Source organism: Reichenbachiella versicolor (genome assembly GCF_003171675.1).
GTDB classification, from domain to species: Bacteria; Bacteroidota; Bacteroidia; order Cytophagales; family Cyclobacteriaceae; genus Reichenbachiella; species Reichenbachiella versicolor.
This window is the reverse complement of sequence record NZ_QFZQ01000002.1, coordinates 492,911-512,558: the sequence shown is the minus strand read 5'-3', so window position 1 is coordinate 512,558 and position 19,648 is coordinate 492,911. Positions and strand designations below refer to the sequence as shown.

Genomic DNA, 19,648 nt, shown 5'->3' with positions numbered 1-19,648 from the left:
ATGTAACATGACTCAATAATATCATCTTTGGAAGAATGATTTATTGCATCTACACGCCCATTGTATGAAGTATAGATGAATAAGTTATTTGGAATTATAAAGTATATGTGAATGAAAAGACTAAGAACTAAAATGAGAGTAGTTCCTATTATCTTATGTTTATTGCTCGGTAGTTTATCAGTTACAGCGCAAAGTAAGGTTTCAGGAAAGGTGACTGATCCAACAGATGGATCGGGTTTGCCAGGAGTTAATATTCTGGTTAAAGGCACAACTAGTGGTACAGTATCAGATATAGATGGTAACTACACAATATCTGTTTCTGGTAATGATGTTGTATTGTCCTTTAGTTTTATAGGTTATAAGACAAAAGATGTACCAGTTGGAGGCAAGGCCATAATTAATGTCCAACTCGAGAATGACGTAGAGATGCTCGAGGAAGTTGTGAAGATTGGTTATGGTGAGCAAAAGAAAATCGAAGTTACTGGTGCAGTAGGATCAATAAAATCAGAAGAGCTAGTAAAGAATGCTACTTCTGATGTAGCATCAGCACTTCAAGGACAGATAGCTGGTGTAAATATCCAGTCTGCAGGTTCACCTGGAGAGCCTGCAAACATTCAAATTCGTGGTTTGGGATCATTAAGTGAGGGTGCTTTGTCTCCTCTATTTGTTGTTGATGGTATTCCTTATGATCAAGATCCAAATATCGCTCCTGAGCAGATAGAATCAGTTGAGGTTCTAAAAGACGGTGCCTCAGCGGCTATATATGGTGTAAGAGCTTCAAATGGTGTGATACTTATTACAACCAAAAGAGCGAAAGAAGATCAAATGAAAGTATCGCTTTCAGCTTATAGAGGTATACAAAATATTACTTCAGGTACTCCATTGTTGAATACTCCAGAGCAGATTTATGTTAATACATTAACATTTGAGCAAGTGCCAAGACCTTTCCAGAATGGAGAGACTGACATACTTGAAAGGAATACTGATTTTGTTGGTGAGGTACAAAATGACAATGCAGTAATACAACGTTATAACATTGATGTAAGTGGTGGTAGTAAAGCTTTAAAATTGACTATGAACACCAATTACTTCGATCAGGAAGGAGTGTTAATTAATTCTGGTTACGAGCGCCTAGCTACAAGAGTAAATGCAAGTTTCAAAAAGGGTAAACTTGATGCTTTTACTAGTATAGGGCTTTCGAGAGACAAGAAAACGTCTGAACCATGGGGGTTGTACCAATTGGCTTTGAGAAACGATCCATGGCAGAGAAGTTTGTTTGATCAAACCGCTATAAGTGATACAGAGACTGAAATTGACGCAGATAATGTTAATGTCTATGGTTATTTGGCTAGACAACTTAACAATATCAATGAATCAGAAACTGATCAAAATACCTATAACTTTAGAGTAGGCTACCAGTTTTTTAAAGGTTTTAAGGTAATCTTAAAAGCGGGATATAATGATAGAGTAATTAGAAGAAAGTCATTCAGACCTCAGTATTTAGCTTATGATACTGATGGAAATCTTGTTCCAGGAGGTTCAACTCTTGAGGCTGTATTGGAAGAAGATTACAATTTCTTTTCTAAAGGAACAACTGAAGGAGTTATTCAATATAATAAGTGGATTAAGGGACACTCCTTTGGTGTGACAGGAGTGATTTCGTACGAAACTTTTGATACTAAGAATGTAGGTGTTGGAACTATTGGATCACTAAGTAATTCTACACAAGTATTAAGTGCAGGTACAATTGGAATTAAACCTAATGGTACAGATGAGAGAAGAACACTAGCAGGAAAGCTCTTGAGAGTTCAATATAACTATAAAAAGAAATATTTGTTTTCTGCTAGTTTAAGATATGATGGTACTTCTGCTTTTGGGGAGGATAACCGTTATAGTCCATTCTTTGGTGTGTCAGGTGGTTGGGTTTTAAGTGATGAGAAATTCTTCAATAACGCCTCCTTTTTGGACTGGATGAATATTTTCAAATTGCGATTGAGTTATGCTCAATTAGGTAATCAAAGTGTCAGGTTGTATCAAGCAAATAGATATATTGAAAATGGTGTTGATTATGCATACGGTCCCGAAGGTAGTGAGGTTCTAGCAGTAGGTGCTATCCAAAGGAGATATCCAAATGAAGATATAAGATGGGAATCATCTATCAATAGAAATATAGGTATTGACATGGAATTACTGAATTCAAGAATTCATTTCAATTTCGATGCATACTACAATACGAAAGATGATATGTTACTTCAAGAGGTTTTACCCCCGTCAACAGGTACTTGGCATCCAGGACAGCAGAATGTTTACAACGTAAGAAATATTAATGCTGGAGATATGCTTAATAAGGGTATTGAAGTAGCAGTTTCATACACCAATAACACTTCTTATGGATTGAAATGGAAGCTTGGTTTAACATTTACGAAAAACATCAATGAAATCACTGACTTGAATGGCGTTGAAGGTTTAGCATACCCTAATGGTCGTCCTGCTAGATTCCAAGCAGATAGGACTGATTACACTACGTTTATGGCCAAAGGATATCCAGCAGCCTCTTTCTTCTTATTGGAGCATGAAGGAGTTATCAAGTCTGATGTTCCAAATGGTGATGAGTTTGGTTTCCATCCTGAAACTGGAGAAGAACTAAGCCAGTTGACTGCTTATCAGTTAATCGATCCTACTGCAGAATTGGGAGACAATATGTTTACAGATCAATTGACGGTTGATACAGATGGTGATGGTGTACCAGATCAAGGTGATGGAATTTTGAATGATGAGGATAGAGTTTATAAAGGTTCAACTATGCCAAAGTTTGAATCAGGATTTACTGCTGATTTGAAGTATAAAGGCTTTGATTTCTTTTTTCAAACGTATTTATCCTATGGTGCCAAGATTTATAATGGTCCAGACAGGTTTGCATATGTAGAAGGTAGACATAAAGATGTTTACTATATGTGGTCTCCTCAGAACCCAGAGAGTGATATTGCCATTGTGCGAAGATCAAATACCCATAATAATTATAGGACAAGAACTGATATCTTCTTAGAAGATGGTAGTTTCTTAAGAGTGAAAAACATCACTCTGGGATATACATTTCCTAAGAAATGGACTGGAAATAATATCACAAAACTTAGAGTGTATGCTACTGCACAAAATCCTTTCACTTTCACGAAGTACACAGGTTATGATCCTGAAGTTGCAGGTAACGGTATTACAACAAGAGGAGTGGATGTAGGAAACTATCCAGTGACACGACAGTTTTTAGGAGGAATTCAGATTGACTTTTAATAAGACTAGACATGAAGAAATTAATTAATACAATTTGGTTAGCAGCTGCGGTCTTAGTTTTTGCAAGCTGTGATGAGGATAAATTTTTAACTGAGACTAATCCAAATAGTATTTTGGATGAGGAGTTTTGGGAGTCTGAACAAGATTATCAAAAAGCACTAAATACCGTTTATGGAGCTTTACAACTTCCTAACGTTAGTGGTGATGGTACTGCCTATGATGCGGCAAGAACTGATCTTGGAGGGTCTGTAGCTTGGGTTCCTCACATAGAGTACTCAAGTTTTAAGTACAATGACGCTTCTGTTAAAGTTAGAGAGAAGTGGAGAGAGCTTTATTTAGGTGTTCATAGAGCGAATCAAGTGATAGATAGAATTACTGCTGATTCAAGTGATTTAATAGAACCCGATGTTAAGTTAATCATGGAGGGAGAAGCAAGGTTTTTGAGAGCGTTCTTCTATTTTGATATTATTCATACCTACGGTGGAGCTGTTTATCACGATACATTTCCAAAATCTGATGAGGACTTTCATAAGCCAATGAAGAGTATCAAATTTGTTACAGATTCATTGATTATTCCTGACATGATGTTTGCTCAAGACAACCTTCCTACGTCGTGGGATGGCAATGATGATATAGGTAAGGCTACTTGGGGAGCAGCTACTGCTATGCTTGGTAAAGCCTATTTGTATCAAAGAGATTGGGCGAATGCAGCAGCTGAGTTTAAAAAGATTATTGATTCTAATATTTATTCTTTAACAGCTAACGTGATTGATAATTTTAATGCTGATAATGAATTTAATGAAGAATCAATTTTTGAAGTTACATTTTCAGAAATTCTAAAAGAGGGTTTAAGAGGTAATAAAACGGATGATGATTCTAATGGAGCTGGAGCTGAAGCCAATTGGTTGCCAGGCTCTTATTCTAAGTTGAATTATGGTGGCTTCAACTCTGTGATGCCTACTTTGTATCTGCACGAAATGTTTACCCGTCAGGAAGTAGATGTGACAGATCCTCAAAACTCATTGGGAGGAGGTGATACTAGGGATTTCTCTATGAGAATGCATGGTACTATCGCTCCAAAAAACTTTGAAGGTCTTTACTATAATAGAACTCCAGAAGAAAGTAACGGATGGGGAGGCCAGCAAAATGCTTACGTTAAAAAATATACGAGTTGGCATGATAGAGAAATTGAAAATCAAGTTCTTGCACGATCAGGAATTAATTTCAGACATATTCGATACGCTGACATACTATTAATGTATGCTGAGGCTATTCTTGAAGAGCACGGTGATGATGTATTTTATATAAATGTTGCAATACAAATGATCGATGAGGTTAGAGATAGAGCTGGTATCGTGACTTTGACAGAGTATTTAGCAGAACCTTTAACTCCTCCTTCATTTCCAGCATATCATATAAGTGAACAGGTTCCTAATGTCGATAATGGAAATTCTGCGGCTGAAGTTAGAGTCGAGGCTACCGCCGAGAATCTATTGACACACATTAGGTATGTTGAACGACCTTTAGAATTGTGCTTTGAAGGGCATAGAATGAAGGATTTGATTAGGTGGGGTGTCATTAAAGAACAATTTGATAGACTTTATATCGATGAACAATGGAGAACTGAGAATGCATGGTCTTTATCTTCAGATCTTCAATATACAGGTGTAAGACCAGACTTTTTTGAGGCTAGTACAGGTTTTACAGATGAGTTGAAATACTTTCCAGTACCAGTAGATGAAGTTCAGACTAATAGAAAATTGTATGAATAAGGCTAAAATCATGAAACATTTTTTAATATATACAGCAGCTGTACTTATTTTATTTACGGCATGTGAACAAGAGTATGAAACGCCAGAAGGTGCTACTTTAGGTAGTCACCATATGGTGTATGGTTCTTCAGATAGAAATAGAGTTCAGGTTGGTGATTATTTGACCTTTTTGGACGCTTCTACTGGAGTTGTTGAAAGGCAGTGGGATTTACCAGGGGACAGCGTTTCTAATATACAAGGAGGAGGACTAAACGATACATTAGCCACTGCTCAACAAATTAACGTTGTATTCAATAAGCTCGGAATGTACGAGATAAACTTGTTTCAACAGTTTGAAGATTCAATGTTCTATACATTAAAAGACTTTCATAGTGATACTACAGCTTATGATACGGTTTTATCTGTAGAAGTAATTGACACAGTCAGGTTAATTAACATTTCAGCTAAGTATGAAGGCAATAACTTGACTTTAGAGAGCGGAGCAAAGAATGTAATTAAAGCAGGTGAAAGCGTTGAATTCTCTATTGACGAGGTGACAGGAGCGGGAGCTACTCCTGAGTGGACACTAAATGGTGCAGAACCAACTTTGCTGAGTGGATTGGCAGGTACAGCAGTGTATAAGACAATAGGTACATACGACTTATATGTGGAATCCACAAGGTTTAATCCAAAAGGTATTGACTCTTTATTCATTAAGGATTTTATTGAAGTAATCCCTTCTGATAAGCCAGTTACAATTATTTCTGCTTATGAAAAAGATGATGAAATTGGAATTGAATTCAGTAGACCTATTAAGGCTTCATCTGTAGATAAGAATGAGTTTGAAGTAGTTATTGAAGAAGAGGACGGAACTATTATAAATCCGACAATCGAGATTGTAAAACTTGATAGTGAGGATCCTAGTAAAATGACGATTTCACTGGTTGATGAAATTATTCTTGATTCGGACGAGGTTACTGTAAACTATGTTAAAGGAAATCTAGAATCTGAAGACTTTTATCCTTTAGAATCATTTAGCACAGATGTAGAGTTTTTGTTTTCTAATTTATTGGCACCAAAAGGTCCTAACAGTACTGGGTGGTCTATGGAAAACACGGATGAATGGGAAAATCCAAAGTGGGGTAATGCTATTAAATGGAATACTAATTCATCTTATGTATACTCAGGTTCTCAAAGTGCATATATGGATAATTCAGCTGTGACTAGTTGGACACAAGCAGCTCTTCCTAAACTTACAGTAGAGGCTGGAATGAAATTGAAAATTTCAGCATGGATTTTTGTCAAGAATTACGACGTGTCTACTAGTAGTTTTCAGGTCTATTTTCAAGCATATTCTGCTCCGACACAAGTGGAGTCTGTTGGTCCTAATGTACCCGTAGGAGGTACCACCACTACAGGTGATTGGGTTTATTATGAGAAAGAGATAACTGTAGCAGATGGAGTTGTATTTTATTGGCCAATGGTTAGAGTTCTTGGTTCAGGAGAAGCATATATAGAGGATGTTTCTATTTCAGAGGTTGTAGAAAGACCGTAAACAAAAATTTAGTTTTATATCACACAATTGTTGATCGGGCTACTTTCTTAGATTGATAGCCCGATCTTATCTCTAGATTTTCTAATACTTAATACCTGACTTATCTACTTATTGAATGATTGAGTGGAACTATTAGGAAATCTAGTTGAAGGTTAGATTGACTTTTTATTAGAAAAGGTATCAATATGAAAAATATGTTAATAACAGTCTTGATGTTGGTTATGATTGGTGCTGTAAATGCACAGGTTAAGATCAAGTTTCAAGTAGACATGTCTAATGTAAAGGGAGAATACAAAGCTCCAATAATATTTGGAAACTTCAATAATTGGGGCGAAGGAGTCAATACAAAGAGTATCGGTGATGGTATTTATGAGGGTGTGGTAAAAACGGATAGAAAGTTTAAACCAGGATCTAAGATCTATTGGGGAGCAAGGTATTGGAAGGTTAACAAGAATGTATATGAAAATATACCAAAAGAATGTGGAGGAGATTCAAACGCAAATCTTGCTCCGAATGCTTTTAGGACTTCAATAGCTCCCAAATCAGGAGAAATATATAGATGGGAGTTTGGTGGATGTAGAATAAATGTGAATTAATATGTAAGGACTAAATTATTAAAATGATGAAGATGATTAGACTAATAAATGGAATGTTTCTGTATCTGTTGGTAGGAATATTCTTGATAAGTTCATGTGTAGAAGATGAAGAAACAGATGATGGAGGAAGCTCTGTAACAGGTGATTTTAAGATATATACTAGTGATACATTAGTGTTTGTAGGGCAATCTATAACTTTTATTGACTCTTCAACCAATGTGGCAGAACGAGAATGGAGTTTTGAAGGAGGTAGTAAATCTTCTTCTAAGCTTTCAGAAGAGACGCTCATTTATGAAGAAGCTGGAGAGTTTAAAACTGCTATTAGAGTAAATTTCAATAATGGAGATGTAGCTAGTGATACTCTATTAATTACGGTAAGAGATTTTGTGGATGCAGAATTCGAAAACGATCTGACTGATATTGAACAAACAGATTATGTACAATTTAATGACATATCAATTGGTGAAGTAGATAAATGGGAATGGACATTTGAAGGAGGTACACCTAGTACTTCAAATGAAAGGAATCCAAAAATTCAGTATTTTGATATTGGCGTTTATGACGTAAAATTGAAGGTGACTAGAACAGTCGATGGAATGACAGATACTTATGAATTAACAGATCTGATTTCTGTTACAGAACTAGTACTGAAAGCTGATTTTGATGTCGATAACTATAATTTCCTTAACAGCGGCATGGTACAATTTACAAATACATCAAGAGGGGATGAAGATCAATATTTATGGACATTTGAAGGAGGTTCAATTACCTCATCAACTGATGAAAACCCAGTAGTTTCGTATGGAAGCCCTGGTCAATATGATGTTACTCTAAAGGTTACCAGATCAGTTGATGGGGAAACAGACACTTACGAGGCTAATAATTTTATTGTAGTGTATGAAGCGGCTCCAGGTGGTTTAGTAAACTCTTCTGGTGGAGACTTTGAAAATTCCTCATTAGCAAGTGATGTTATTACTATGCCAAATTGTAGAGTGTTTAATTATGGATCCTCTGATGATTTAGGAAAAGTCTATATAGAAAGAGAAGGTGTATCCTATTTAGGAAGTCAAGGCTCAAAGTCCTTTTCTTTGGCTGAAGATGCTGAAGCAAAAAGGTCTTACTCAGGTTCGAACCATTTAAGAATAATAAATGAAGATGATGATAGAAGTGATATAGAGGTTTATCAAGCATCTGGTGCTGGATTACAAATGGATCACACTTACCAAGTTTCTTTGAGAGTTCGTGTTAATTCTTCGGGGCTAAATGCAGGGAATGGAGATCCAGCCACGTTTGAATGTTTTATCAATGGTGTGACTACTGTTGAAAATATGAATAATGCTTGGGCAGCTATTATTACTCCAAAGCCGTTTAATGAGTTTGAAGTTGATAAGTGGGAAGTTTTTACTTACCAGTTTACGGTTACAGCGGCTGCTCCAAATGTGAATGCTTTCCCTGTTTTGAGAATAAGAGGAGAGGTAGACGTCTTGATAGATGATGTTTATGTTACTGATATTACAGTACCTTGATAAACATATAATAGAACAATAATAGGATTAATTATTTTACATTTAAATAAATGTATTTTGAATGCAAAATTCAATAAAGATTAATTATCTTCGAATGGAATTTTTCATTCGCTGATTGAATTGAAAGAATAAAAATTTTAGTCTTATTATTAACAATTGTAAAGGCTGCCCAGGCGGGGCAGCCTTTTTATTTGGATGAAAAATTGTAATACTGGGGATGGTGAAACCGAAAATTCAGTATTTGTTAAGTTCAGTTGGTCATTGAATTTGAGGAATTTGATTTGATTTACCCGAAATTGAAGTTCTTAGAAGAAGTAGATAACAGACTCAAATTATGATTGATAAAAAACTGGTTACGCTGTTAGCATACATGTTGCTAATAGGTTTTGCGAATGCACAGCAAGTAGATTTTTCCTTCAGAAATCCACAGTTACCACTTGATGAAAGAGTAGAAGTATTGGTTAGTCAAATGACAACTGAAGAGAAAATAGGACAGCTAATAAACAGCGCACCTGCTATTCCCCGGTTGGGAGTACCTGATTATGATTGGTGGAATGAAGCCCTTCACGGTATAGCAAGAAATGGCAAAGCTACTATATACCCTCAGGGAATCGCAATGGGAGCGACTTTTGATCCTGGTTTAGTAAAGAAGGTAGCTGATGCCATATCTACGGAGGCTAGAGCTAAGTATGAGGTTTCTCAAAGCATGGGTAACCATAGTAAATATGCAGGGTTGACTTTTTGGACACCAAATGTCAATATTTTTCGTGATCCTAGATGGGGTAGAGGTCAGGAGACTTATGGAGAAGATCCGTTCTTGATGTCGCGAATTGGAGTAGCATTTGTCAAAGGTTTACAAGGTGATGACCCTAACTACTTAAAAACTGCAGCTTGCGCTAAGCATTATGCTGTACATTCTGGTCCAGAATCAGTACGTCATACTTTCAACGCGGAACCGACTCAACAAGATTTGTATGAAACGTACATGCCCGCATTTGAGGCATTAGTGAAAGATGCCAATGTTGAAGGTGTGATGGGAGCGTATAACGCCGTTTTTGGTGAACCTGCATGTGCAAATCCTTTCTTACTTCAAGAAGTATTGAGAGATAAATGGGGATTTGATGGGTACGTGACTTCAGACTGTGGAGCTATTGGAGGTATTGTTTGGAAACAGAAGTTTGTAAAGACAGCTTCAGAAGCTGCAGCAGTTGCGCTCAAAGTGGGTGTGAATCTTAATTGTGGGAAGACCTACAGTAAAATGGGAGAGGCGCTGAAAAAAGGTCTAATTACCGAGGAATTAATTCATCAAAGAACAAAAGAGTTATTCATGACCAGGTTTAGATTGGGAATGTTTGATGATGTTAAAGATCATCCATACACTCAAATTGGTTCAGAAAAAATACATTGCGATGAACATGTAGAACTTGCCAGAGAGGTAGCTCGAAAGTCAATCGTAATGCTCAAGAATGAAAATAACACGTTGCCATTATCTAAGGAAATAAAAGTGCCGTACGTCACTGGGCCATTTGCCAATTCCGCAGATATGTTGATGGGGAGTTATTATGGGGTGAGTCCGAACTTAGTTACCATACTTGAAGGAATAGTAGATGCAGTTTCCTTAGGTACATCATTGAACTATAGAAGTGGCGCATTGCCATTTCAAAAGAATATAAATCCCAAAAATTGGGCACCTAATGTTGCCAAGGAATCAGACGTCACGATTTGTGTAGTAGGTTTAACTGCAGACTTTGAAGGTGAAGAAGTAGACGCTATTGCTTCCGGCAACATAGGTGATAAAGTTGATTTAAAATTACCTCAAAATCAGATTGATTACATCAAACAAATTATAGAAGTAAAGAAAGGGCCTTTAGTTCTTGTCATTGCCAGCGGGAGTGCGATTTCGCTCGAAGGCATAGAAGAATACTGTGATGCTATTCTTCAAGTATGGTATCCAGGAGAGCAAGGTGGAAATGCTGTTGCAGATGTTCTTTTTGGTGATTATTCGCCTTCAGGTCATTTGCCAATAACCTTTCCAAAGAATGTTAGTCAGTTACCAGCATACGATGATTACAGTATGAAAGGAAGAACTTATCGATATATGACTGAAGAACCAATGTACCCTTTCGGGTTTGGATTGACCTATTCCTCTACAGAGTTTAATAATCTTGAAGTGAGTTCTACAAAACTCAAAAAAACTTCGGATTTATCAGTAGAAGTAGAAGTGACGAATACTGGAGATTATGATATTGATGAAGTTGTTCAACTTTACATTAATCCAGTATCTTCAACTGGAGGTATCCCAAATTCTAGTTTGAAAGGTTTTGAAAGAATTTCATTAGTTAAAGGAGAATCTAAGAAAGTATCCTTTACCGTTCCTGCTGAAAAACTAACCTTTATTAATCAAGATGGTAAGCCACAATGGTTTAAAGGGCAATACAAAATTATAGTAGGTAATTCATCTCCGGGAGAATTAAGTACTAGGCTTGGAGCGTCAAAACCTCAAGTATCACTTATTTCATTTAAGTGATTTAATACCCTTCCTTTTACAAAGAGCTCAGGAATTAAGTTTCTGAGCTCTTTGCATTCTATGAATGTTAAGATATTTCCTTCTACAGGCTAATTTAGATTCAAGAATATTATTGTCATACGGTTTAGTTGTACTTTCTAATAATACCATCTTTTTCAATTTAGACCTGTTGTTCACATCTTTTGTATATAGTTTGTATAATCAATCTAGTTGATTGTTTAGTAGAAATCGATTCTTCGTCGAGTCTCAGGAATGCTATTTAGTACTATCCTTGTTTATTATTATAGTATTAAAAAATATGAATGTATGAGGATAGTTAAAAGGTTGACAATAGTGCTGGTAATTCTATTATCAGTTAAGAAGATATATGCGGATCAGATAGATTTTGATAGCAGATATGGAACCGTTTCGGGTGCCACTTTAATTAGTAAAATAGGTCTAGCCATTAGTTCTGCAAGTGTTGGTGATACCATCGTATTTAATAGTACTGAGTATGACTTTGACGGTAAATCACTCGTTATAACCAAAGCAATTTGTATTAGTGGGAAATTGGCTGATAATATTAATAAGAGTATTCAAGGAGCCTATGATGTAGAAACAACTTTCAAGAATTTGAAAATCATGCATTTGAGGTCAAGTCATTTAACGCTTGCAAATTTGAAGTTGATTCCAATCACAAATGTGGGGTATGTTTTTACTCGCTATTCTCATATTACCAATGGGGAGTTTTATGAAAATATGAAGGTTGAAAATGTAATTTTTGAAGGAGGGCAGGTTCAAGCTTATGGAGGAGACGGCGCAGGAATAACCTTTACTAATTGCTCTTTTATCCAATTTAGTGCTCTTGGTTATACTGTCAATAGAAAGTTGAAAATTGATTATGCACCTAAACTTGTCATTAGGAATTGTTTCTTCAAACCAGATTTTGACAAGGTTAATTTTAATGTTCGAGCGATCTCTCTAGATGCAGGGAATACTGAGTATCCAGTTGTATGGGATCAAAGTGAAACAATTATAGATAACTGCTTAATGGATGGTACAGGGCTTGGAATTTCATCCAAGTGTTCTAATGTATCAGTTACTAATTGTCATTTTAAAGGCTATAGAGCAGATGTAGATATGATTCATATGGAAGAATTTGGACATAGCTTTTTGATTGATGGAAATACTTTTGAGCACATTTCTCCTGCTCGGGGGCTTTTTATAGATCGAGAACTACAACAGTGTCATGATATTACGATTACCAATAACGAATGGATCGGAACATACGCTTGGATCATTTCCTCTAATGCTCCTTATAACTTAGTATTTGAAAATAATGACTTTTCTAAAGCAAAAGCCAAAGACCCTTCTTTTAACACTATAGATTTTATGTATGATCATGGTGGCGAGCACGAATATTTACCGTACGAATTGCCTACGAGAGATGTTTCAGTTAAGAACAATATTGGACTATCTTCATCAAAGGACGGATATCTTGCTTATAAAGTACTGAATGGTGATAATTCCATTGATATAGAATATCCATCATCCAAGATAAAGAAGGTCATAATTGATAGAGCTCCAAGAATGATTATTGACACGACCGATAAATTTCGTTTCCGGAATAAAAAAACAGGTGACTACATTGTAGCAGATAATGATAACACTTCACTAGTTATGTCCACAGATGTAACCTCAGATAGCAGTGATGTTTGGGAGTTGGAATTTAGATACCCATATTATTATTTCGTAAAAAACACCAAGACAAAGAAATATATGGAAGTTTACAAGGGGTATACACTTGGTGATATCAACAATAATTCGACGGATAAGATTCTAGTAGAACAGATAGAAAATTATTCTGATAAGGTACAAAAACCATTTTGGTATTTAAGATCTCACAATAATGGTAAATACTATGAAATATTACCAGGAGGGAACGAACGTAAATCTAGGATAACCCAAATTGACGAAGGCCCTGAATTAGAGTTTGCTTGGAAGTCAGGAGTGGATATTCTTGCTCAGACGGAGAATAGTAATTGGATATTGGAATCATTGGGACTCGGAGAAGGGTTAGAGACAAATGTCGATGATGAACTGAATAAGAGTGTCTTTAAGTTGTTTCCAAACCCGAGTAATTCTCAATTACTAGTTTCAATTCCAGGTTACACAGGAGAGCTGATCGTAGAGTTGTATAATACATCTGGAGGCCTGATAAAAACTGTTCAGTTATATAAACAAGATGATGAGATAGGTGTTACGGGATTAGAGGCTTTAGAAGGAGTATATTTGGTCAAAGTGATCACGGGAGAGGCTCACTATAGTACTAGGGTTATTTTAAATTGATTCCTTCCAGCCTAAAAATATAAGTTATAGTTTAAAGGCTTTAGTTTAGATCATGTTCAGTCTGCAATAAGTAGGAGTCTATTCAGTGTAAAGAAATTTGAGTGTTCCAAAAGCTATCTTACATAGATCTAATTGAATTACATTATGTTGAGAATAAGATTAATTGATATGAAAAGACTATTACTAGTATTGGTACTTGTAATTAGTGGTTTAGTGACTGTTGCTCAGAAGCAGCCTAATATTCTATGGATAATAACAGATGATCACAGACCAGATGCGCTTGAGTGTTATAATATGGCCACTACAGGTAAAAAGGAAAGTACCCTTGGTTACGTATCATCTCCTAATATAGACAAATTGGCCTCTGAAGGTACTATGTTCATTAATGCCTTTTGCAATTCACCAGCATGTGGCCCCTCTCGAGGTTCCTTACATAGTGGTCGGTATCCATTTAGAACTGGACATTTTGGCTTTGTGCAGACACATCAAGCACCTGATTTTGTAAAACCTTCATTTCCACAAACTTTACAGGCAGAAGGTTATTATGCTACGGCTTGGGGAAAATACGATCCGTATATATTCAGATGGGGACCAGGCCAAGGTTTTTATGATGCTGGACACTACAATTACGTAATGCACTTTAAAAACTACCTTCAAAAAAAGGGCGTTGGAGACTTATTTACTCAGTACAAGTATGCGACAGTAGATGGTAAGTACAAACGCGTAGGTAGTAAGGAAGTAGTGAAATTCGAGAACGGTCGCGTAGTAGAGTATGCCTCTAAGGTAAGAGGGGAGGAGATGAGTAAGGATGATCTTAAGAAAAGAAGGAAGATAGAAAAAGAGCTTGAAATATTAAGGTCTTATACTAGAGGAGGGAATAAGGAGTTAATTATAGGTGGGCAAAATCCCATGCCTGCAAATAAAACCATTGATGCCTTAGTTGTAAGGGAACTTAAAAAATTCCTTGAAAATGAGAATAGTTCGTATGAGACAGCACTTGGTGACAAGGTACAAGGTGCAAAGACAAATCAACCACAAATGATAAGTCTAGGGTTTCATTTACCACACACACCGGTGCTTCCTCCTAAAAAGTTTAGAGACGTTTTCAAACAAAAGAATTACAACATACCAGTTTTCGAAAAAGAGAGTCTGAACAAACTTCCACCTCAATTAGTCAAATTATACAATAACCTAAACTTTGATAAGATGACTAAAGAAGAGCAGTTACAGGCTGTACAAGATTATTATGCATTTTGTGCTCATGGAGATGCTTTGATAGGAGAGGCAGTTGAATTATTCAAATCTTATTGTGAGAAAAATAACCAAGAATACCTGATTATTTTTACCGTAGGTGATCATGGTTGGCAGTTAGGAGAACAGGGTATTGCTGCCAAATTTGGGCCTTGGAGACAATCAGTAAATAGCGCTATTATCATGGTGTCATCTGACAAAAACAAAATACCAGCAGGCAAAATCAAAAGACAGTTAATTGAATATGTAGATGTAGCTCCTACTATTTTAGCCGAAGCTGGATTAGATATATCTCAGGAAAAATTTGATTACTTGGATGGTAAGGACTTGATGACTTTCATGAATAATGAAGATGAACAAAGAGATTATGTAGTAGGAGAAATAAACCTAGTTGCTGGTCCACGAGCATATATTAGATCAAATGACTTTGCATTCTCAATGAAAACGAGACCTGCTAAGAATGACCTAAATAAAAATGTCAAATGGGCTATGACTTGTGCAAGAGAAAAAGCTGAAATGGCACTTTATGATTTAAGAAAGGATCCGTTCGAATTGAATAATCTGGCCAATGATCCAGCTTACATAAAGTTGGCGGACTGGTATAGAATAAAGTTGGGAAATATTGTGTTAGGAGATGGAAGAATAGAATGTGATTGGTCTAAAGAGAATAGTTACAACATTAGCACATTTGCGAAGGGAACTCATGATAGTAAGTTAGACATACCTAGTAATATCATTCCCTAAATAAAATTGTCTAGTGAGGAAAATTCAGAGGTTAGTAATCTTATTTGTATTTGCAATTAATCTCTAATAATTGATAAAAGGGGTCTGATAGTTTTCTCAGACCCCTTTTATTTATATCTATGATGTTGTATTGTATCTATTATTTAATTGGTTTAAGCTCTTTCAATTCACCTAGATAATTGTGCATTTCACCATGAGTATCCTTCAGTCCGCCGGTATTCATTTTAGATTAAAAGAGTGTTTTTTCAAGTTTGCATTGTAATCAATTAACAACGCAACAAAATAATATAGCAATGAACATATTTAAAAGCACTTTGATCGCACTAGTATTGTTCTCATCATCTTCGGTTTTTGCTAAGACTGGGAAATTGCTAGACGAAACTAAAACTGCAGCTATTGATGTGGTGATCGAGCAGCAGAAAACTGGAAAAGTATTAGTAGGATTCCAGAAATTTGGATCAGATGTTGTGAAAATTAAAATCTACGACGCTGATGGAGCAGCACTATACTCCGAAAGAGTAAAAAATGCCAGTTTGGTTCTTAAGAGATTTGACGTATCTCGGTTACCTGAGGGTGACTATTCTTATGAAGTATCTATAGCAGATTACGCAGTAGAGAAGACAATCTCGAAATAAAAATTTAGTCTTATCATCATCATAAATCCTAGTTGGCTTTTGCTGACTGGGATTTTTTATTTTATATCAAGTATATTCATAGAGCTAAAAGTTAATTAATACAAGTCTATGATTATCAACTCAATAGTTGCGTTTTTTTATTTTTTGGCAGCATTTGGGGTAGTGTCAGCTGTTGTTTATGAGAAGGTTACTTTTAAAAAGGAGTTAACCCTTGTCGATGCTAAACGAATCCAGCAAGCCGATATGGTATACGGCTTATCAGCTGCATTGGTATTGATATTTGGATTCATCAGAGTTTTCTTCTTAGAAAAGGGAAGTGGGTTTTACTGGAGTAGTCCTTTTTTTATTCTTAAGCTAACTATGTTTTTCAGTGTAGGAGTATTATCTATTTATCCAACAGTTAAAATTGTCAAATGGCAACGTTCCACTTACAAAGGGAAAATACCTATAGTCACAGATCGAGAATATAAGTTGATTTCAAGGATACTTACATTTGAGTTGATTGGATTGGTTCTCACCGTATTGTGTGCATCACTAATGGCTAAGGGAATAGGGTATTAGTTTTTCATCAAAAAAATCGATTCTGAAAAGGGTGTAACAAATTGAAAAAGTACTAATTTCAAACCCTAAAATGATAAAATGCTTAAACAATATTATATGAAAAAAATTATCGCAATTTTGACTTTCATAGTCATTTCAGCAGTAGGAGCTCAAGCACAGTTTGTTTCAGAACTGGGTATTCGATTTGGAGAAGTTTCAGGAAATAATGTTGCAATTGATGGTTTGTTGAACCCTGGTAATGTTAAAAGGATTCATGCTAATGTCTCTTTCGGTGATGGATTTGGAGCAGATGCTCTTTGGGACTTTTTGTATGATCGAGTAGGGACAGAAGAAGCATTGAGATGGTATGTAGGCGCAGGACCGTCACTTTATGCAGGAAATAATTTATTCTTATTAGGGGTAAGTGGAGAAGTTGGGTTGTCTTACCAATTTAACTTTCCTATGTCATTATCCGCGGATTGGAGACCAACATTTTGGTTAGTAGAAGAAACTGAATTTTCTGGAGATGGTTTTGGATTGAATGTTAGGTTTGTCTTTTAGTTACCATTTAGCATAGTAAAAAAGCCCTGATTATTTTGGATAATCAGGGCTTTTTTATACGTAAAGAAAAGCAATATGCGTGGTTAACATTTGATATGTATAATATCTTAGGTCTTTGATAGGAGGCATTCTAAAATATATTTACAAATTAAAATGAGTTCTTTTATCAACTTACAAATTCTCTTGGTCCTGAGTAGAGTTTGAACTTTAGAAAAGTAGCCTTGTTTTACTGATGATGATCCTTATTAGTATACAAGATCCTGAAGTATTAAAAACCACTAAGAATTCATAGATAGTGTCTAGCTCGTTATTTGGGTTTACTAGTCTATCCCTTCCAAATAATAATTATAAGACTAAGTGGATAAAGAGTTCGTAATTCTGTGTCTTGATATGTAAGACAGATTTTCTTTATGCTATAGAATAAAAAAAACGCAGTTATTTCATCTAATAACTGCGTTTTAAAGTTTTTTCTAAAACGTTCTTAAGCGGCTGCCATTTCTTTAGCTAACCTTTTGGCATCTTCTTTATTTTTAGAATATTTAATGTGCTTAGGCACACTTTGCATATCCCAAATTAGTCCTACGAAAGAAAAAGCTTTCAAAATGTACCAAGTAATATCGATTTCCCACCAGAAAAAACCTTGACGTGCCGCTACTTCGTAATAGTGGTGATTATTATGCCATCCTTCCCCAAGAGTCACCAATGCTAAAATTAAGCTATTTCTTGATTCATCACCTGATTCATACCTTTGTCTGCCTAGTTTATGCATAATTGAGTTGATACTAAATGTACCATGAAACAAAATAGCTGTACTTAAGAAAAACCCTATTAGCAAACTTGAAGTACCAGCACTAGTAAACATCATATCAATACTTCCTCCGTTTACTATTCCTCCAAGAGCCATTACTCCCAAAGCTAAAATAATAGGTGGTACTAAATGGTATTTATTCAACCAAACCAATTCTGGATACTTTGAATAATCAGAGATCAATTTATAATGTGTTGGTTTGAATTCTTTTGACATAATCCATCCTATGTGAGAATACCAAAATCCATAATGTTTCATCGAATGTGGATCATCATAGGTGTCACTTTTTCTATGGTGAACTCTATGGTGACTAGCCCACCAAAGCGCTCCTTTTTGCACAGAAGTTTGTGCCATAAACGCAATGATAAACTGAAAAAACCTCGATGTTCTGTACGATCTATGGGCGAAATATCTGTGGTAACCACCTGTAATCCAGAACATTCTGTAAAAATACAAGAAAATGCAAAGAGCCCAATCGAACGCAGTTGCTCCTGTATATATAGCCAATAAAGGAACTAGGTGAAATAACAAGAATCCAAAGATACTTTTATTGGATGGTTTCCCTAGTTCTCTAGGAGCTGTAGCTGCTGTCGCCATTTGAAATGATTGTTGGTAAAAATCTTAATTTTTAAAATTAGACGCGAATATAGTCAATTTGCTACTCAGTGAACTTGTCTATAAGTCTCTGACAGGCTTTTTGTGCCTTTATAATGTCTTTATAGACGTTCTGATTTTTATCACCTTCTTCTGCTTTGTTAAAAGCTTTTTCTGCTTTAAGGAGATACTGTTTAGCGTCTAGGTTTTTCTCTATCATCATTGAAGCTTCTGCTACTGCGTATAGTTCCATATAGTTTGGAGCTGCTTTGCTGTCAACGAGATCTATGATTTTTAGAATGCATTCACGACTTTTGTCTCCGTGTTTTTCTGCAAACTTTACAGGTAAGTCATAGTCCTTATATAGTGCTAAGTGTGTGATGGCTTTATCTTTAAGGAAGACTACGTTTTCAGGATCAATTTCTAGAGCTTTGTTGATATTTTTGAGAGCTTCCTGTTCTTGTCCTTTGTTATGATGAATCGCTAGACCTTTGTAGTGATAACCCGTAGGGTTTTGATCATCAATTTTAATAGCAGCATCCGCATACTTTTCGATACTCTTATACTCTTTTCCTCTTAATAGAGCTTTGCAAGCTAAAAGTGTCAATTCTAAATTTGAAGGGTCTTTTTCTAGTTCAGCTATGATCTTATTCAATGAAGGTTTAACCTTACCTGAATAAAACAATAATTTAAGGGTTTCGTAAACGGTAGCCTTCTCTGCCATGCCTTTCTCCTCTTTTGGTTTTAGTTTAAAAATATCCAAACGCACATTTCGTACGTCAATTCTGCCGCAAAGGTAATGAGCATATTACGCAACGACCACATTTCGAGTAACTGTTGTTTAAATAGAACTCAAATACAGAAAGACTTTTCTTTTAGTTAAAGGATTCTGTCAAACAATTTATTTGAAAAATAAGTAGCTAAAAATGTTAAATGACTTTTGA

The 19,648-nt window shown here is 35.7% G+C and carries 13 protein-coding genes; 11 read left to right on the top strand and 2 right to left on the bottom strand.

Annotation, left to right across the window (positions count from 1 at the left end):
* Window positions 1-111: 111 nt before the first annotated feature.
* The 11 genes from DKG80_RS07010 (at window position 112) to DKG80_RS06960 (ending at window position 17,302) form a co-directional block, all read left to right on the top strand.
* Window positions 112-3,288, top strand: a complete 3,177-nt coding sequence (locus tag DKG80_RS07010) for a SusC/RagA family TonB-linked outer membrane protein (RefSeq protein ID WP_109830604.1) — start codon at window positions 112-114, stop codon at window positions 3,286-3,288.
* An 11-nt stretch (window positions 3,289-3,299) separates the two neighbouring features.
* Complete coding sequence (locus tag DKG80_RS07005; protein WP_109830603.1) at window positions 3,300-5,060, top strand: RagB/SusD family nutrient uptake outer membrane protein; 1,761 nt, start codon at window positions 3,300-3,302, stop codon at window positions 5,058-5,060.
* Window positions 5,053-6,594: a hypothetical protein gene (locus DKG80_RS07000; protein WP_162555735.1), complete on the top strand. Its 1,542-nt coding sequence runs from the start codon at window positions 5,053-5,055 to the stop codon at window positions 6,592-6,594. The genes DKG80_RS07005 and DKG80_RS07000 overlap by 8 nt, the downstream gene beginning before the upstream one ends.
* Before the next feature lie 185 nt (window positions 6,595-6,779).
* Complete coding sequence (locus tag DKG80_RS06995; RefSeq protein WP_109830601.1) at window positions 6,780-7,190, top strand: hypothetical protein; 411 nt, start codon at window positions 6,780-6,782, stop codon at window positions 7,188-7,190.
* Window positions 7,191-7,222: 32 nt separating this feature from the next.
* A complete protein-coding gene (locus DKG80_RS06990) occupies window positions 7,223-8,716 on the top strand; it encodes a PKD domain-containing protein (protein WP_162555734.1) in 1,494 nt (497 codons plus the stop codon).
* Between the two features lie 334 nt (window positions 8,717-9,050).
* Window positions 9,051-11,243: a glycoside hydrolase family 3 C-terminal domain-containing protein gene (locus tag DKG80_RS06985; protein WP_109830599.1), complete on the top strand. Its 2,193-nt coding sequence runs from the start codon at window positions 9,051-9,053 to the stop codon at window positions 11,241-11,243.
* A 306-nt stretch (window positions 11,244-11,549) separates the two neighbouring features.
* Window positions 11,550-13,571: a T9SS type A sorting domain-containing protein gene (locus DKG80_RS06980; protein ID WP_162555733.1), complete on the top strand. Its 2,022-nt coding sequence runs from the start codon at window positions 11,550-11,552 to the stop codon at window positions 13,569-13,571.
* A 168-nt stretch (window positions 13,572-13,739) separates the two neighbouring features.
* Window positions 13,740-15,566, top strand: coding sequence for a sulfatase-like hydrolase/transferase (locus DKG80_RS06975; protein WP_109830597.1), 1,827 nt, complete (start codon window positions 13,740-13,742; stop codon window positions 15,564-15,566).
* A gap of 293 nt (window positions 15,567-15,859) precedes the next feature.
* Entirely contained in the window at window positions 15,860-16,201 is a 342-nt protein-coding gene (locus DKG80_RS06970; RefSeq protein ID WP_109830596.1) for a hypothetical protein, read from the top strand.
* A gap of 108 nt (window positions 16,202-16,309) precedes the next feature.
* Window positions 16,310-16,762, top strand: coding sequence for a DUF2214 family protein (locus DKG80_RS06965; protein ID WP_109830595.1), 453 nt, complete (start codon window positions 16,310-16,312; stop codon window positions 16,760-16,762).
* Window positions 16,763-16,858: 96 nt separating this feature from the next.
* Entirely contained in the window at window positions 16,859-17,302 is a 444-nt protein-coding gene (locus tag DKG80_RS06960) for an outer membrane insertion C- signal (RefSeq protein WP_109830852.1), read from the top strand.
* Between the two features lie 481 nt (window positions 17,303-17,783).
* On the opposite strand, the gene DKG80_RS06955 is transcribed toward DKG80_RS06960, so the two are convergent.
* Window positions 17,784-18,707 carry an acyl-CoA desaturase gene (locus DKG80_RS06955; RefSeq protein ID WP_109830594.1) on the bottom strand — a complete coding sequence of 308 codons (924 nt, stop codon included), beginning with the start codon at window positions 18,705-18,707 and terminating at the stop codon, window positions 17,784-17,786.
* A 61-nt stretch (window positions 18,708-18,768) separates the two neighbouring features.
* Window positions 18,769-19,467 carry a tetratricopeptide repeat protein gene (locus tag DKG80_RS06950; RefSeq protein WP_109830593.1) on the bottom strand — a complete coding sequence of 233 codons (699 nt, stop codon included), beginning with the start codon at window positions 19,465-19,467 and terminating at the stop codon, window positions 18,769-18,771.
* Between the last annotated feature and the right edge of the window lie 181 nt (window positions 19,468-19,648).

Bases quoted from the DNA above. Each gene is read 5' to 3' on its own strand.
- DKG80_RS07010 (WP_109830604.1), top strand. From the start codon at position 112: ATGAAAAGACTAAGAACTAAAATGAGAGTAGTTCCTATTATCTTATGT.
- DKG80_RS07005 (WP_109830603.1), top strand. From the start codon at position 3,300: ATGAAGAAATTAATTAATACAATTTGGTTAGCAGCTGCGGTCTTAGTT.
- DKG80_RS07000 (WP_162555735.1), top strand. From the start codon at position 5,053: ATGAATAAGGCTAAAATCATGAAACATTTTTTAATATATACAGCAGCT.
- DKG80_RS06995 (WP_109830601.1), top strand. From the start codon at position 6,780: ATGAAAAATATGTTAATAACAGTCTTGATGTTGGTTATGATTGGTGCT.
- DKG80_RS06990 (WP_162555734.1), top strand. From the start codon at position 7,223: ATGATTAGACTAATAAATGGAATGTTTCTGTATCTGTTGGTAGGAATA.
- DKG80_RS06985 (WP_109830599.1), top strand. From the start codon at position 9,051: ATGATTGATAAAAAACTGGTTACGCTGTTAGCATACATGTTGCTAATA.
- DKG80_RS06980 (WP_162555733.1), top strand. From the start codon at position 11,550: ATGAGGATAGTTAAAAGGTTGACAATAGTGCTGGTAATTCTATTATCA.
- DKG80_RS06975 (WP_109830597.1), top strand. From the start codon at position 13,740: ATGAAAAGACTATTACTAGTATTGGTACTTGTAATTAGTGGTTTAGTG.
- DKG80_RS06970 (WP_109830596.1), top strand. From the start codon at position 15,860: ATGAACATATTTAAAAGCACTTTGATCGCACTAGTATTGTTCTCATCA.
- DKG80_RS06965 (WP_109830595.1), top strand. From the start codon at position 16,310: ATGATTATCAACTCAATAGTTGCGTTTTTTTATTTTTTGGCAGCATTT.
- DKG80_RS06960 (WP_109830852.1), top strand. From the start codon at position 16,859: ATGAAAAAAATTATCGCAATTTTGACTTTCATAGTCATTTCAGCAGTA.
- DKG80_RS06955 (WP_109830594.1), bottom strand. From the start codon at position 18,707: ATGGCGACAGCAGCTACAGCTCCTAGAGAACTAGGGAAACCATCCAAT.